14 protein-coding genes and 2 pseudogenes are annotated in these 15,390 nt (G+C 74.2%); 14 read left to right on the forward strand and 2 right to left on the reverse strand.

Features of this window, described 5'->3' with window-relative positions:
• Positions 1-173: 173 nt before the first annotated feature.
• The 12 genes and pseudogenes from AB0C96_RS25250 to AB0C96_RS25305 form a co-directional block, all read left to right on the forward strand.
• Positions 174-1,430 (forward strand): ATP-grasp domain-containing protein, encoded by a 1,257-nt coding sequence (locus tag AB0C96_RS25250; protein ID WP_362920053.1) that lies wholly within the window; start codon positions 174-176, stop codon positions 1,428-1,430.
• On the forward strand, positions 1,427-2,296 hold the full coding sequence (locus tag AB0C96_RS25255; protein WP_362920055.1) for a DUF364 domain-containing protein: 870 nt from the start codon (positions 1,427-1,429) through the stop codon (positions 2,294-2,296). Before AB0C96_RS25250 ends, AB0C96_RS25255 begins: the two co-directional genes overlap by 4 nt.
• Positions 2,293-3,387, forward strand: a complete 1,095-nt coding sequence (locus AB0C96_RS25260; protein WP_362920057.1) for a pyridoxal-phosphate dependent enzyme — start codon at positions 2,293-2,295, stop codon at positions 3,385-3,387. The genes AB0C96_RS25255 and AB0C96_RS25260 overlap by 4 nt, the downstream gene beginning before the upstream one ends.
• On the forward strand, positions 3,384-4,472 hold the full coding sequence (locus AB0C96_RS25265) for a dipeptide epimerase (protein WP_362920058.1): 1,089 nt from the start codon (positions 3,384-3,386) through the stop codon (positions 4,470-4,472). Before AB0C96_RS25260 ends, AB0C96_RS25265 begins: the two co-directional genes overlap by 4 nt.
• The gene (locus tag AB0C96_RS25270; RefSeq protein ID WP_362920060.1) at positions 4,469-5,728 is read left to right on the forward strand and encodes an MFS transporter; all 1,260 of its coding nucleotides are present in this window, start codon (positions 4,469-4,471) and stop codon (positions 5,726-5,728) included. Before AB0C96_RS25265 ends, AB0C96_RS25270 begins: the two co-directional genes overlap by 4 nt.
• A gap of 10 nt (positions 5,729-5,738) precedes the next feature.
• Entirely contained in the window at positions 5,739-6,530 is a 792-nt protein-coding gene (locus AB0C96_RS25275) for a class I SAM-dependent methyltransferase (protein WP_362920062.1), read from the forward strand.
• A 30-nt stretch (positions 6,531-6,560) separates the two neighbouring features.
• Positions 6,561-8,150: an ABC transporter substrate-binding protein gene (locus tag AB0C96_RS25280; RefSeq protein ID WP_362920064.1), complete on the forward strand. Its 1,590-nt coding sequence runs from the start codon at positions 6,561-6,563 to the stop codon at positions 8,148-8,150.
• On the forward strand, positions 8,147-9,100 hold the full coding sequence (locus AB0C96_RS25285) for an ABC transporter permease (RefSeq protein ID WP_362920065.1): 954 nt from the start codon (positions 8,147-8,149) through the stop codon (positions 9,098-9,100). Before AB0C96_RS25280 ends, AB0C96_RS25285 begins: the two co-directional genes overlap by 4 nt.
• Positions 9,097-9,957, forward strand: a complete 861-nt coding sequence (locus AB0C96_RS25290) for an ABC transporter permease subunit (protein WP_362920067.1) — start codon at positions 9,097-9,099, stop codon at positions 9,955-9,957. Before AB0C96_RS25285 ends, AB0C96_RS25290 begins: the two co-directional genes overlap by 4 nt.
• On the forward strand, positions 9,954-11,441 hold the full coding sequence (locus AB0C96_RS25295; protein ID WP_362920069.1) for an ATP-binding cassette domain-containing protein: 1,488 nt from the start codon (positions 9,954-9,956) through the stop codon (positions 11,439-11,441). The genes AB0C96_RS25290 and AB0C96_RS25295 overlap by 4 nt, the downstream gene beginning before the upstream one ends.
• Before the next feature lie 69 nt (positions 11,442-11,510).
• Positions 11,511-12,048: pseudogene (locus AB0C96_RS25300) on the forward strand (oxidoreductase C-terminal domain-containing protein); the annotation flags it as partial.
• A 1-nt stretch (position 12,049) separates the two neighbouring features.
• Positions 12,050-12,241 (forward strand): annotated as a pseudogene (locus AB0C96_RS25305) (cytochrome P450); the annotation flags it as partial.
• A 7-nt stretch (positions 12,242-12,248) separates the two neighbouring features.
• Here the strand turns inward: AB0C96_RS25305 and AB0C96_RS25310 are convergent.
• A complete protein-coding gene (locus AB0C96_RS25310) occupies positions 12,249-12,608 on the reverse strand; it encodes a CAP domain-containing protein (RefSeq protein ID WP_362920190.1) in 360 nt (119 codons plus the stop codon).
• On the opposite strand from AB0C96_RS25310, the gene AB0C96_RS25315 reads away from it, so the two are divergent.
• Entirely contained in the window at positions 12,508-12,834 is a 327-nt protein-coding gene (locus AB0C96_RS25315) for a hypothetical protein (protein ID WP_362920199.1), read from the forward strand. The genes AB0C96_RS25310 and AB0C96_RS25315 overlap by 101 nt on opposite strands.
• Positions 12,835-13,387: 553 nt before the next feature.
• Here AB0C96_RS25315 and AB0C96_RS25320 read toward each other — a convergent pair.
• Positions 13,388-14,293, reverse strand: a complete 906-nt coding sequence (locus AB0C96_RS25320; RefSeq protein WP_362920071.1) for a LysR family transcriptional regulator — start codon at positions 14,291-14,293, stop codon at positions 13,388-13,390.
• A gap of 83 nt (positions 14,294-14,376) precedes the next feature.
• Here AB0C96_RS25320 and AB0C96_RS25325 point away from each other — a divergent pair, with 83 nt between their 5' ends.
• A complete protein-coding gene (locus tag AB0C96_RS25325; protein WP_362920073.1) occupies positions 14,377-15,327 on the forward strand; it encodes a PhzF family phenazine biosynthesis isomerase in 951 nt (316 codons plus the stop codon).
• Positions 15,328-15,390: the final 63 nt, after the last annotated feature.

Here is a 15,390-nt window from a genome sequence, read left to right on the forward strand (position 1 = left end):
GTCTCGCCTTCGGAGAGGTGTCGGGTGGAAATGAAAATGATTATCGTTTACGGTCTGATGGTCAAGGCGGGCGGTCCGCACCCCCGTGTGTGCTCCCCGGACCGCCACCCGCCTCCCCATCACCCCATGGCGGCGTCCCCGTACGCCCAACTCGCCTGCGAAGAAGGGAAACCGTGGCTCATCTGCTGATGGTCGAGAGCTGGGTCGGAGCGATGAGCAGACTGCTGCCACGCGCGATCCGCGAGGGCGGACACGAGTTCACCTTCCTCACCCGCGATCTCCACCACTACCTGCGCTCCGCGCCCGAGGGGACCGGTCATCCGCTGCTCGGCGCCCGCAATGTGCTGACCGCGGACACCAACGACCTCACCGCGCTGCTGCCGTACGTCGAGCGCCTGCACACCGTGCTCTGCTTCGACGGCGTGGTCACCTCCTGCGACTACTACCTCCCGACGGTCGCGCGGATCGCCGGCCACCTCGGCCTGCCCGGCCCGACGCCCGAAGCCGTCGAGAACGCCTGCCGCAAGGACGCGACCCGTCGGGTGCTGGCCGCCGCCGGACTGCCCGGCCCGCGCTTCGCGGTCTGCGCGGACCGCTCCGAAGCCGTCGCCGCGGCCGCGGAGATCGGCTACCCGCTGGTGCTGAAGCCCGTGGACCTGTGCGCGGGCATGTTCGTCCGGCGCGTCGACGACGAGGCGGAGCTGATCCGGGCCCACCGCGCACTGGACGGCTTCCCCGTCAACGCCCGTGGCCAGCGCCGGGCGTCCGTGGTCCTCCTCGAAGAGCTGCTGCACGGGCCCGAAGTCAGCGTGGAGACCGTGACGTTCGGCGGAACCACCCAGGTGGTCGGGGTCACCGACAAGAGCGTGGGCGGGGCGCCGGCCTTCATCGAGACCGGCCACATGTTCCCCGCGGACCTCCCGCCGGCCGCCACGGCGGCGGCCCGGGACACCGCGGTACGGGCGATCGCGGCGCTCGGACTCGACGGCGTGGTGGCGCACACCGAGATCAAGCTGACACCCGACGGCCCCCGTCCGGTCGAGGTCAACCCGCGGCCCGCCGGCAACCGGATCACCGAACTGGTCCGGCACGTCACCGGCATCGACCTGGCCGCCGCCTGTGTGGAGGTGGCGATCGGACGGCCGCCCCGGCTGACCCGGCAGCGGACCGGGCTGTGCAGCGCGGCCGTCGGCTTCCTGGTGCCCGAGGCCGCGGGCGTACTGGAGGCGGTCGAGGGCGGCGACGCCGTCCGCGGGGCGGCAGGGTTGCTCGAACTCCAGCTCGCCGGGGCCGGTACGGCGGTCAAGGCCGACGGCAGCAACAACACGTACCTGGGACACGTCATGGCCGGCGACGCCGAGGGTCCGGGCGCCCGGCGGCGCGTCGAGGCGCTGCTGTCCCGGCTGGACGCGCGGGTGGTGACCCGATGACCCCGTCCACCGCCCCGGCCACGCCCGCCGCCACCGCCCGTGCCGCGTCGTACGACGACCTGGTGGCCGGCGTGCTGCGCGGCGACTTCGGCCCCGACCCGCGCACCCAGCGGATCGCCGTGGCCTTCAGCACCCGCCAGTCCGTCCGCCACGAGGGCCGCACCGGCGGCTACCGCAACGAAGTGCTCAGCCTGCGGCTGGCCGCGGCGGTCGGCGCCTGCGCGGTGGAGCCCGGCACACTGCCGGACGCCGCGGTCGAGGACTGCGTCGGTGCGGACGTCGCCCGGCTGCTGACGCACGAGCTGCGCCCGGTGCGGGTCGCCGCCCTGGACGCGTACCTGATGCACACCCACCCGCACACGCCCGGGAACGGCGCCCGGCCCTGGTCGCTGCCGGCCGGCTCGTCGCTGCGGAAGTCGCGCGCCCGGGCCCGGGCCGTCGCCGGGCTGGTCGACGCCGCGCCCGGCGCCCGGGTCCTCGTCGTCGGCGTGGTCAACTCGCTGCTGGAGGCGCTGCGGGAGCGCGGCCTCGGCTATGTGCCGTGCGACCTCAAGGGCGGGACGACGGAGTGGGGCGAGCCGATACGCACCGATGCGCTCGCCGAACTGGCGGGCTGTGATGCGGTGCTGGCCTCCGGGATGACCCTCGGCAACGGCACCTTCGAGCCGCTGCGCGCTCAGGCGCTGCGGCACGGCACACCGCTGGTGATGTTCGCCCAGACCGGAAGCGCGGTGCTGCCCCGGCTGATCGGTGCGGGGGTGACCGCGGTGTGCGCGGAGCCGTACCCGTTCTTCTGGCTGGACGGCGGTCCGGGCATCCTCCACCGCTACCGGGCCGGTACCGCGAACCAGGGAGCCGCCCGGTGACCACGGCCGTCGTACGTCCCACCGGGAACCGGGAGTTGCTCGGCCTGCTCGGCCGCACCCCGCTCGCCCGCATCACCACCGACCTGCCCTGCCCGCAACCCGGGTTCTGGGCCAAGCTCGAAGGGCTCGGCGCCGGCGGGATGAAGGCCAGGGCCGCGGTGTCCATGCTGCTCGGCGCCGAGGAGCGCGGCGAACTGCGGCCCGGTGCGCCGGTCGTGGAGTCCACCTCCGGCACCCTCGGCGTCGGCCTGGCCTTCGCCGGCCAGGCCCTGGGCCACCCGGTCGTCCTGGTCGGCGACGCCGAACTGGAGCCGTCCATGCGGCAGTTGCTCCGGTCCCACGGGGTCCGGCTGGACATCGTCGACCGGCCCGCGGCCGAGGGCGGCTGGCAGGCCGCCCGGCTGGCCCGGCTGCGCACCCTGCTCGCCGAACTGCCCGACGCCTACTGGCCCGACCAGTACAACAACCCCGACAACGTGGCCGGCTACGCCTCCCTGGCCGCCGAGCTCGCCGCCGAACTCGACCACCTCGACGTCCTGGTGTGCAGCGTCGGCACCGGAGGCCACAGCGCGGGAGTCATCGGCCCGCTGCGCCGGCACTGGCCCGGACTGCGGCTCATCGGCGTGGACGCCACCGGCTCCACCATCTTCGGCCAGCCCGCCCGGCCCCGGCTGATGCGCGGACTGGGCAGCAGCATCCACCCCCGCAACGTCGCCTACCCCGCGTTCGACGAGGTGCACTGGGTCGGCCCGACGGAGTCCGCCGACGCCTGCCGGCGGCTCGCCACCGGCAACTTCGTCAGCGGCGGCTGGAGCACCGGCGCGGCCGCGCTGGTCGCCGCCTGGGCGGCCCGTGTCCAGCCCGGAGCCGTGGTCGCCACGGTCTTCCCCGACGGCCCGCAGCGCTACCTCGGCAGCGTCTTCGACGACGACTTCGCCACCGCGCACGGCCTCGACCTCGCCCGCGCCGCCCCCCGCCCGGTCGAGATCCCGCACCCGCGGGCCGTGGAGGCCACCGGCTGGGTGCGCTGCCGCACCGTCACCGATCCCCTGACACCCCCTCGACACCCGTACCGGAGAGAGCACCCGTGAAGGTCAGTCAGCGCACCGTACGGCTCGAACTCGCCGAGCCACTGCGCATATCCCGCGCCACGATGGCGGCACGCGACGCCGTCTGGCTGTCCGTCGAGCACCGAGGCCGGCGCGGCCACGGGGAGGTGGTCAGCAGCGCCTACCACCGCCTCGACACCCGGACCATCGAGTGGCAGGTGGCCGAACTCGCCCTGGAATCAGGCAGGTTCGGCGACCCCGAGAGCGCCCTGGACGCGCTGTGCGACGGCCCGCCACCCGGCCGGGAACCGCACCCCGCGGTGGTCGCCGCGTGGGAGTCCGCCCTCCTCGACCTCGTCGGCAAGCGCACCGGAACGCCCGTGCACCGGCTGCTCGGCTCGGCCACCGCACCGGCCGCCGTCACCGCCCGCACCATCGGGATCACCACCCCGCGGCAGGCCGCCGCACAGGCCGCCCGGCTGGTCCGGGACGGCTTCTCGCTCCTCAAGGTCAAGGCTGGCGCGGCCGACCCCGAGGAGGACCTGCTGCGCGTACAGGCCGTACGCAGTGCCGCCCCGTACGCCCGCCTGCTGCTCGACCCCAACGGGGCCTGGCCGGCCGCCGAGGCCCCGACCCTGCTGTCCCGCTACGCGGACCTCGGCGTGGAGGCCGTGGAGCAGCCCATCGCCCCCGGCGACCCCGAGGCGTTGGCTCGCATCGCCGCACGCTCCCCGCTGCCGGTCATCGCCGACGAGGACGCGGTGGGCTTCGAGGACGCCCGTCGGCTGGCCGGCCGGGTCCACGGCATCAACGTCAAGCTCGCCAAGTGCGGTGGCGTCGGTGCGGCCCTGCGGATCGCCGAACTGCTCGCGGGCAGCGGCACCGCGTTGATGCTCGGCTGCCTGACCGCCAGCACGCTCGGCATCGCCCCCGCCGTGCACCTCGCCGACCGCGCCCGCTGGACCGACCTCGACGGCCACCTGCTGCTCGCCCACGACCCCTGGACCGGCATCGGCGGCACGGACGGCACCGTACGGGCGAGCCACCGCCCGGGGCTGGGCGTGGCGCCGGTGCCCCCACCCGACCTGGGGACCGCGGCGGACCGGAGTGCGGAGGCGGCGGTATGAGGACCTGGCACGAGATGCGCCGCTTCCCGCTCGCCATCCGCCTGCTGCTGATCAACCAACTCGGCGTCAACACCGGCTTCTACCTGCTCATCCCGTACCTCGCCGGGCACCTGGGGGAGGACCTCGGGATGTCCGCGGCCGTCGTCGGCATCGTCCTGGGCGTCCGCAACCTCAGCCAACAGGGCCTCTTCCTCATCGGCGGCTCGGCGTCCGACCGGCTGGGCGCGCGCGGCGTCATCATCGCCGGCTGCGCGTTGCGGACCGTCGGCTTCGGGCTCTTCGCGCTCGGCGACGGACTCGCCGTGCTGCTCGCCGCCTCCGTGCTCAGCGGGCTGGCCGGGGCGCTGTTCAACCCGGCCGTACGCGCCTACCTCGCGCAGGAGGCCGGCGAGCGCAAGGCCGAGGCGTTCGCGCTCTTCAACGTCTTCGCCACCACCGGAGCCCTGGTCGGACCGCTGCTCGGCAGCGCCCTGCTGGCCGTCGACTTCCGGGCCTCCGCGCTCACCGCCGCCGCGATCTTCGCGCTGCTCACCGTCGCCCAGGCGCTGGTGCTGCCCCGGCGGGCGGTCGAGCCCGCGCCGAACGGGGTGCTCACCGACTGGCGCGAAGTCCTCGGCAACCGCGTCTTCCTGGCGTTCTCCCTGGCCATGGTCGGCCTGTTCACCATGGAGAACCAGCTGTACCTGCTGCTGCCCGCCGGCGCCCGGCAGGCCACCGGCTGGGACGGTGCGGCCGGCCTGGTCTTCCTCGTCGGCACCGCCGCCAACCTCGCCCTCCAACTGCGCCTCACCCGTGCCCTGGCGCACCGCGGCAGCCGGGCGCGCTGGATCGCCGTCGGACTGGCCCTGATGGGGCTGGCGTTCGTCCCGCCGATGGCCGTCGCCGGCCTCGGCGCCCACCCCGGCGGCCTCGGCACCGCCGTCCTGCGCGCGCTGCCCGTGCTGGCCGGGGCGCTGCTGCTCTACCTCGGCGTCATGGTCGCCCAGCCGTTCGTGATGGAGCTGATCCCCGACTTCGGCCGCCCCCAACTCACCGGCACCTACTTCGGGCTGTTCTACGTGGTCTCCGGCATCGCCGCCGCGGTCGGGAACACCGTCGTGGGCTGGGCCATGGACACCGGTACCCGCGCCGGCACCCCATGGATCCCCTGGGCGTGCTGCCTGGCCTTCGGCCTGCTCTCCGCGGCCGGCGTGACCTGGCTGCACCGGCTGCGCGGACTGCCCGTACGCGACCCCGCCGTCCTGGCGACGGCCTGAGGAGACGGCGATGACCAGCGGAAACCTTCTCACCGACCACCCCGCCCTGTACGAGGCGCGGTTCCCCGACCCCGGGCGGCTGGCCGGCCGGTGGGCCGAGGACACCCTGCGCCGGTACGGCGCCGGCCCACGCGTCCTCGACCTCGGCTGCGGCACCGGCCGCGACGCCGCCCACCTGCACCGGGCCGGCCGCGACGTGGTCGGCGCCGACCTCTCCGAGGCGATGCTCCGGCACGCCCGCACCCACCACCCCGGCCCGGAGTACGTCCCGGCCGATCTGCGCGCCTTCGCCTTCCCGCACCGGCGGTTCGACGCCGTCCTCTGCCTGGACAGCGCACTGCTGTACTGCCACACCAACGACGACCTCGACGGCTTCCTGGCCTCCTGCCGGGGCGCACTGGCCCCCGGCGGACTGCTGGTCGCGGAGATGCGCAACGCGGCGTTCTTCCTCGGCCGGACGGAGCTGCTCGACGCCCCCTCCGTCACCGGCTTCCGCCGGCAGGGCACCGCGTACACCGCCACCACCACCCTCCGCGTCGACCGCCCCGCCCAACTGCTGCGCCGTACCCGCATCTGGACCGCCGACGACGGGTCGGCCCCGGTCGAGCAGCGCTCCGCATGGCGGCTGCTCTTCCCACAGGAGCTGCGGTACGCCCTCGCCGCACACGGCTTCGCGGCGCTCGCGCTGTACGACGGCCCGGGGCCGCGCACCGAGCCCGCCTGGCAGCAGGGCGACCCGCCCGGCCGCCGCCTGGACGGCGACCGGCTGCACCTGGTCGCCCGGCTGACCCACCACGACTGAGCCCACCACCCGAACCCAAGGACGCCTCCCATGCCTCCCGTGCCCCTCGACGACCCCCACCTCCCCGGACTGCGCCGCCGCGGCTTCCTGGCAGCCGCCGGTGGCGCGGCCGGCCTCGGTGCGCTCGCCCTCGCCGGCTGCGCCGGCCCCGGCACCTCCGGCGACTCCGCCCACGACACCCGTCCCCGGCGCGGCGGGACGCTGCGCGCCGCATTCGCCGGCGGCGGTGCGAGCGAGACCCTCGACCCGCACCTCACCAACCTCTTCGTCGACGCCGCCCGCGCCAAGGCCCTCTACGACAAACTCGCCGACTACGGCGCCGACCTCGCCGCCACACCGCGGCTCGCCGCGTCCTGGGAACCGAACGCGGCACTGGACCGCTGGACGGTCACGCTCCGCAAGGCGACCTTCCACGACGGCAGGCCGGTCACCGCCCGCGACGTCCTCTACAGCTACCGGCGGATCGCCGACCCCGGACGGGCCTTTCGCGCCAGGGCCTCCCTGGAGCCCATCGACCTCACCGCGAGCCGGGCCGTGGACGAGCGGACCGTCGCCTTCGTCCTCAAGCGGCCGACCGCCGAATTCCCCAACGTCCTCGCCGCGTTCGGCGCCTACATCGTCCCCGACGGCGCCCGGGACTTCGACCACCGGCCGGTCGGCAGCGGTCCGTTCCGCCTGGTCTCGTTCACGCCCGGACGGTCCACCGTCCTGCGCCGCAACGACGACTACTGGGACGGCGCCCCCCACCTGGACCGGCTGGAGTTCCTGGTCGCCAACGAGGAGTCGGCCCGGGTTAACGCCCTGCTCGGCGGCCAGGTCCAGTACGCCCACGAGCTGACGCCGACGACCGCGCGCGCCCACGAGGGCCAGGGGCGGATCGAGATCGTACGGCTGCGCAACAGCGCCATGCAGGCGTTCGCGATGAAGACCGACCGCCCACCGTTCGACGACGAGCGGGTGCGCCAGGCCTTCTTCCTGATCGCCGACCGCCAGGAGCTGGTCGACGGCGCGCTCTCCGGCGCCGGCACGCTCGGCAACGACCTCTTCGGCAGGGGCTACGAGTACTACGCGGACGACCTGCCGCAGCGCACACCGGACCTGGACCGGGCCCGCCACCTGCTGCGGAAGGCCGGCGCCGACGGACTGCGGGTCACCCTGGACACCTCCACCGTCGCCACCGGCTTCACCGAGGCCGCCGCCGTCTTCCGCGACCAGGCCGCCAAGGCCGGGGTACGGGTCCGGGTCGCCATGCGCAGCAAGGACAGCTACTGGCAGGACACCCTGGACTCCGGGACGCTGTGCTGCTACCGCTCCGGTGCGATGCCCATCGAGTCGCACTTCTCCCAGCGGCTGCTGAGCGGCTCCACCACCAACGCCACCCGGTGGCGGCACCGGGACTTCGACGCCCTCTACCAACAGGCCCAGTCCACCAGGAACAAGGCCGACCGGGCCGCCGTCTACGCGCGCATGCAGCGCCGCCTGCACACCGAGGGCGGCTTCCTGGTCTGGGGCTTCGCCGACTGGATCCTGGGCACCGCCCGCACCGTCCGAGGTGTGGCGCACCGGGCGCCCGCCAACACCCTCGACTGGGCCCGCTTCGACAGGGTGTGGCTCGCATGACGGGTCTGCGGTCCTGGCTGGTGCGGCGGCTGCTGCTCGGCGCCGGCCAGACCGTCGCGGTCGTCCTGCTGGTCTTCGCCCTCACCGAGGCGCTGCCCGGCGACGCCGCGGTCGCACTCGCCGGCGACCAGCCCGACCCGGCACGGATCGCGGCCGTCCGGGAGACCCTGCACCTGGACCGGCCCGCCCACGAGCGGCTCGCGCAGTGGGCGGGCGGACTGCTCCACGGCGACCTCGGCACCTCCCTCACCTCGGGCCGACCGGTCGGCTCCTACCTCGCCGACGGCTTCGGCCCCACCCTGCTGCTCGCCGCGCCCACCCTGCTCCTGCTGGTTCCCGTCGCGGTCGGCCTCGGCGTGCTGGCCGCCCGGTACGAGGGGCGGCGCCCCGACCGCGTCATCAGCGCGGTGACCCTCGGCGTCTACGCCGTACCGGAGTTCGCCCTCGGGGTACTGCTGGTCGCGCTCTTCGCGCTGCGCCTGGGCTGGCTGCCCCCCACCGCCCTCGGCCACGGCACCGACCTGTTGGCCCACCCCGCGGTGCTGGTACTGCCCGTCCTGGTCCTGCTGTCCCGGCCGGTGTGCTCGCTGACCCGGCTGATCCGCGCCGGCATGATCGACGCGCTGGCCTCCCCGTACGTCGCCCAGGCCCGCCGCTACGCCGTCCCCGGCGCGCGCATCCGCTATGCCCACGCGCTCCCCAACGGCCTCGCCCCCGCCGCCCAGCAGCTCGCCCGGACCGTCGACTGGCTGCTCTGCGGTGTCATCGTCGTGGAGGCGCTGTTCGCGGTCCCCGGACTCGGCACGGTCCTGATGAACGCCGTCGCGGAGCGCGACGTCCCGGTCATCCAGGGCCTGGCGGTCGTCTTCGGTCTCACCGCGGTCGTCCTCAATCTCGGCGCGGACCTGGTCACCCACCGCCTCGCACCGCGTACGGAGGTGGCCGCATGACGTCGGACACCCGGGCCGGCCGGGGACGCTTCGCCGCCGGCCTGTTCCTGGTCGCCGGGCCGCTGCTGCTCGCCCTGCTCGGGCCGCTGTGCGCCGGGGAGCCCGGACTACGGGCCGCCTCCTTCACCCTCGGCGGGGGCCACTGGGCGGGCACCGACTTCGTGGGCCGCGACGTCTGGCGGCAGGTACTGCTCGGCGGTCACCCGGTGGTCCTGACCGCCCTCGCGGCGACCGCACTGGCCTACGCGGTCGCGCTGCCGCTGGGCCTGGTCGGCGCGCTCACCCACCGCCGCTGGCTCGAAGAGCTGCTGATGCGCCCGCTGGACGTGCTGCTGGCGGTGCCGTCGCTGCTGCTCGTCCTGCTGGTCGCGGCGGTGTTCACGCCCGGTGCCGGGGGACTGGCCCTCCTGGTGGCGCTGGTCAACGTGCCCGACGCCGCCCGCACCGTACGGGCCGCGGCGGCCGAGGCGGCGGCCCGCCCGGCCGTCGAGGCGCTGCGCATGCAGGGCGAGGGCTGGTGGCGGATCGCCGTGGGCTACGTCGGCCGGGCCGCCCTGCGCCCTCTCGCGTCCGACGCCGGGGTCCGGCTGACCGGCGTGCTGTACCTCGTGGCCACCGCCGCCTTCCTCGGCGTCGGCACCGAACCCGACGCCACCGACTGGGCGGTGATGGTCGACCGCAACCGGACCGGCCTGTTCGTCCAGCCCTGGGCCGTCGCGCTGCCCGCCCTGCTGATCGCCGCCCTGACCACGGGCACCAACCTGCTCTGCGACGCCGCGCTCGGCCGGCGCGGCCGGCGCGCCCGTACCCCGCGGAGCGCCCGCGAGCCGGGCCACCACGAGAGGAGCACGCCATGACCACCGACACGGTCGCCGAGATCCAGGACCTGCGCGTCGAGGTCGACGGCCGGGCCCTCGTCGACGGGGTGTCCCTCCGTCTCGTAGCCGGCACGGTCACCGCCCTGATCGGTGCCTCCGGCAGCGGCAAGACCACCACGGGTCGCGCCCTGCTGCACGCGTATCCGCCCGGCGCCCGGGTCACCGGCACCGTACGCGTGGCCGACGGCGTCGTCGGCCACGTACCGCAGCACCCCGCCGCGGTGCTCAACCCCGCTCGGCCGGTGTCCGCCCTCCTCGCCGACATCGCCCGCGTGCAGGTGCGCCACCGGCCGTGGCGCGCCCGCCGTCCAGCCGCCCGGCGGCGGGTCCTAGAGGCCCTCGCCCGGGCCCAGGTGCCCGACGGCGCCACGCTGTTGCGCCGCTACCCCCACCAGCTCTCCGGTGGCCAACAGCAGCGCATCGTCCTCGCCCAGGCGCTGCTGACCGGTGCCAGGATCATCGTCGCGGACGAACCCACCACCGGCCAGGACGAGATGACGAAGCGTCAGATCATCCGGCAGCTGGCCGCCCTGGCGGAGCAGGGCCTCGCGATCCTCCTCCTGAGCCACGACCTGGACGTGGTACGCGCCCTGGCCGACGAGGTCCACGTCCTGCGCGCCGGCCGCATCGTCGAATCCGGCCCGGCCGCACGGCTCTGGCGGTCCCCCCGGCACTCCTGGACCCGCGACCTGCTCGCGCACCACGACCCCGCGCCCGTCGGCGACCGGCCCTCGGCCGGGACCCCCGCGACCCTCCACGTCCGGGACCTCACCGCCCGCCACCGCACCACCACCGTCCTGCACCCCACGGACCTCGTGCTCCACGCCGGCACCTGTCTGGCCGTCATGGGCCGCTCCGGCAGCGGCAAGACCACCCTCGCCCGCTGCCTCGCCGGACTGCACCGGAACCACGACGGCGAGGTCCTCCTCGACGGCACCGTCCTGCCCAAGAGCCTGCGGCACCGCAGCCGCGCGCAACTGGCCGCGGTGCAGTACGTCTTCCAGGACGCCCAGGCCGCATTCGACCCCCACCGCCCGGTCGTCGACCAGGTGGCGCGCACCGCCGTCCGCCTGCGCGGCCGCACCGGGCCGGCGGCCCGGGCCGAGGCCGAGCACGCCCTGAGCACCCTCGGCCTCACCCTCGACCTCGGACGCCGCACCCCCGACGGGCTCTCCGGCGGCGAACTCCAGCGCGCCGCCCTGGCCCGCGCCCTGCTGGCCCGCCCCAGGGTCCTGATCTGCGACGAGATCACCGCCGGCCTGGACGCCGTCACCCGCCGCGGCCTGCTCACCCTCCTCGCCGGCCTCCCCCAGACCCACCCGGACCTCTCCCTGGTCCTCATCACCCACGACCGCGACACCGCGGCCATTGCCCACCGCATCGCCGTGCTGGACGCCGGGCGCCTCGACGTGCGGCAACGAACAGCAGCAGCCACCCGGCGTGGACGGGCGCCGTCCGGATGACCCACCAACAGGCCCGCGCCGAACCCCTCCCGCGGCAAAGGACGCGCCCGCGGCACCGGAGAGCCCCGCCACGGGCGGCTCACCGGCGCGCGGTTCTCCGACGGCACGCGGATCGACGCCGACGTCGCCGTGGTCGCCCAAGGGCGCGATCCGCAACACCGAGTGGCTCGCCGACTCGGGGCTGGCGGCCGGCCCGCGCGGGGTGACCTGCGACGCCGGCTGCCGGGCCTTCGACATGTACGGGATCGCCACCGACGACGTCTTCGCGGCCGGTGATGTGGCCCGCTTCCCGCACCCGCTCTTCGAGTACCAGCTGCTGGCCCTGGAGCCCTGGGGCAACGCCGCCACCCAGGCCGAGGTCGCCGCCCACAACATGGTCGGCCCCGGGCCGCGGCGGCGCCCGCACCTGACCGTGCCGGCCTTCTGGTCCAGCCAGTTCGGCCTCAACATCAAGTCCGTCGGCGTGCCCACGTTCTCCGACCAGGTGGTCATCGCACAGGGCTCGCTCCAGGAAGCCCGGCTGGTCGCCGTCTACGGCTACCGGGGACGCGCGACCGCGGCGGTGACCGTCAACATGGCCAAGTGGCTGGAGTACTACCAGCGCCTCACACCTGGGGTTCGGCAGCGGCATCCACAGCTGCTTCGGCGCGCCGCTGGCCCGACTGGAGACCCAGATCGCGTTGACCGGGCTGATCCGGCACCTCGGCAACCCCCGTCTGGTCGAGGATCCACCGCCGTACCGGCGCAGCCCGGTGCTCCGCGGTCCGCGCCACCTGTTCAGCGAGGACGGCCGAGGCTGAGAGCGGCCTATCGGGCCGTTCCGAAGTCCTGCGTCCAGTAATCCCCGGGCTGTGCGAGGCCCACGCCGATCTCCTTGAACGAACAGTCGAGGATATTGCGCTTGTGACCCGGGCTGGACATCCAGCCCTTCATCACGCTGTCGGGAGTGGAGTAGCCGTAGGCGACGTTCTCGCCGTAGGCGCTCCAGTTGTAGCCGGCCCGGGTGATCCGGTTCCCCGGATCCGAACCGTCGGAGCCGGTGTGGGACATATTGCGGTGGGCCGCCATGTCGTTGCTGTGGTCCTGCGCGGCCTTGGTCAGCTTCGCATTGAGCGTCAGCGGTGAGCATCCGACCTTGCTGCGCTCGCTGTTGACGAGTTGCAGAATGCGGGTCGCGGTCGTGGAGGCCGCCGCGGACGATTTCGAGGCGCTCGGAGTCGGCGCCGCGGAGGGTTTGAAGGCGCTCGGAGTCGGCGCCGCGGAGGATTTCGAGGCGCTCGGAGACGGTGCCGCGGAGGATTTCGAGGCGCTCGGAGACGGTGCCGCGGCCTTCGCCGGCTGGGTCGGCGCCGCGGTCGGGCTCGGGCTCCAGGTGCCGCCCGACCAGTGGTGATGGTGGCGGTGGTGGGCGGAGTTCTTCGAGTGACCATAGCCGTGGCCGGGACCGTGGGCATAGCCGTGACCGCTCCCGTTCCCCGGCCAGTTCAGACACGCCATTGCGACGGAGGGCACCGCCACGGCGCTTATGGCGACGGCGACGATCGTTCTCTTCCGGTAGTGCCGCTGTCTTCGGTGCTTCGTCATCGATGACCTCACTGAGCTGCGGAGATGCCGTGGGGTCGTCATTCTTGGGACCGCTGCCGCACGGGGCAAGAAACGTGCATACTATGCCGCCTCGTAGCCGCGCATGCCCCTTGTCACGGGTGTTCCGGCATGCTGCCCGGAATATGGATCTTCGCGGAACGGATGGCGCCCCGTCAGAAGTCCTTATGCGCCCTATGTGCGGGCCCGTGCGCGATATTGATCGAATTCCTCCGGGCCGTCCAGGGGCTATTCCTCAATCAAGACGGACAAATCCCATATGTCATAGGCGGGCTCATCTACTATTCGGCTTAGTTGCCACGGGATACCCTATGGCGGATGTCACAGGATGCGGGATTGCGCCCTCAGGAATCCGCGTCGAAGGCCTGTGTGAGGGCCTCCGCGACGACCTGGGCGCCCGGCGACACCCACCGCCTGTGGTGTCGCACCAGCTGGACGGGGACGGGCCGGGCCTCGGGGCCGTCCACCACCGTCAACCGGCCCTCGGCGAGCTGCGACGCGACCGTGACGCGCGGGAGCAGGGTCAGGCCGAGCCCGGCGGCGACGCACGACCGGGCCGCGTCGATGCTGCCGAAGCGGGTGATCCTCGGCCGGGCACCGGGCACGCCCCGCAACCCCCGCACCAGCCGGTCGCTGTACGAGCAGCCCTCCTCGTGCACGAAGAAGCTCTCCCGGGTCAACTCGTCCCAGTCGGCCGCGCGTCCGGCGAGCGGATGGCCGGGCGCCGCCACGTAGACCAGCGGTTCACTGGCGATCATGCGGGCCAGCAGGTCGTGCTCGGCGACCTCCGGCTCCAGCAGCAACGCCAGGTCGAGCCGGCCGGTCCGCAGGCCGTCGACCGCCGCGGCCGTGCCGACCGCGTCCAGATGCACATCCAACCTGGGGTGCTCGCGCCGCAGGGCGGCGATCACCCCCGGCAGCCGGGACGCGCACAGGGAGTCGCCGGCACCGACCGCGACCTGGCCCTCGACCGCCCCGCTCGCCGGGTCGCCCTGCACCGCCGAGGCTGTCGCACGCAGCCGGGCCACCGCATCGAGCACCTCCTCTGCCTCCTCCAGCAGCCGCACTCCGGCCCGGGTGGGAACCGTCCCGGACGGCATCCGGTCGAACAGCGGGATCCCCAACTCCTTCTCCAGCGTACGGATCTGCACGGTGACGGTGGATTGTGCGAGATGGAGCGAGCGGGCCGCGGCGGTGAAGCTGCCCACCTTGGCGAGGGTCACGAACGTCCGCAGAAGTCTGGTGTCCACCGGCGCACGCTATCGCACAATTCGATGGGATCAAGCAAGAGGAATCGTTGGACTCGATCACCACTTGATGGCACGGTGAACCCATGACCAGCACACAGAGGACACCGGCCGGAACCTCCCCCCGGAACGCCGCGCAGCCCCCGCACACCGCACCGCTCCACCCGCCGGCCTCCGGCGCCACCGTGGACGTACTGCGCTACGCGGCCTTCACCGACGACCCGGCGGGCGGCAACCCCGCGGGCGTGGTCCTCGACGCCGAAGCCCTCGACGACGACCGGATGCTCGCCGTCGCCGCCCGGGTCGGCTACTCGGAGACCGCGTTCGTCACCGCACACGACCCCGCCGCCCGCCGCTACCGGCTGCGCTACTTCAGCCCCCGCGCCGAGGTCGCCTTCTGCGGACACGCCACCATCGCCACCGCGGTCGCCCTCGCCACCCGCACCGGCCCCGGGGACCTGCTCTTCGACACGCCCGTCGGCGAGATCAAGGTGGGCACCACCGCCGACGGCACGACGGTCCGCGCCACCCTCACCAGCGTGCCGGCGCACTCCCGTCCGGCCACCGACGAGCACGTGGAGCCGGTGCTGCGCGCCCTGCACTGGAGCCGGGACGACCTGGACGCCGACCTCCCGCCGCACCTCGCCTTCGGGGGCAACGAGCACCTCGTCCTGGCGGTCCACAGTCGGGCCCGACTGGCCGCCCTGGACTACGACTTCGACGCCCTGCACGACGTCATGCGGCAGTACGGCTGGACCACCGTCCACCTGGTCAACCGTGCCGCCCCCGACCGCCTCGACTTCCACGCCCGGGACCCGTTCCCGGTCGGCGGAGTCGTCGAGGACCCGGCAACCGGCGCCGCCGCCGCGGCCTTCGGCGGCTATCTGCGCACCCTGGGCCTGGTCACCGAGCCGCTGCGGGTGCACATCCGGCAGGGCGAGGACATGGGCCGTCCCAGCGACCTCTACGTCGACCTGCGCCCGGACGACGCACGGGTCCGCGTGACGGGCGAGGCCGTCCCCCTCCCGACCCCCTGACGACCCCCTCGGCCGGGGGAGGGCGCCGCCGCGCCCGCGCACGCACCGGGGCCCGCCGCATGG

The sequence above is a fragment of the Streptomyces sp. NPDC048506 genome, assembly GCF_040651315.1.
Lineage (GTDB): Bacteria > Actinomycetota > Actinomycetes > Streptomycetales > Streptomycetaceae > Streptomyces.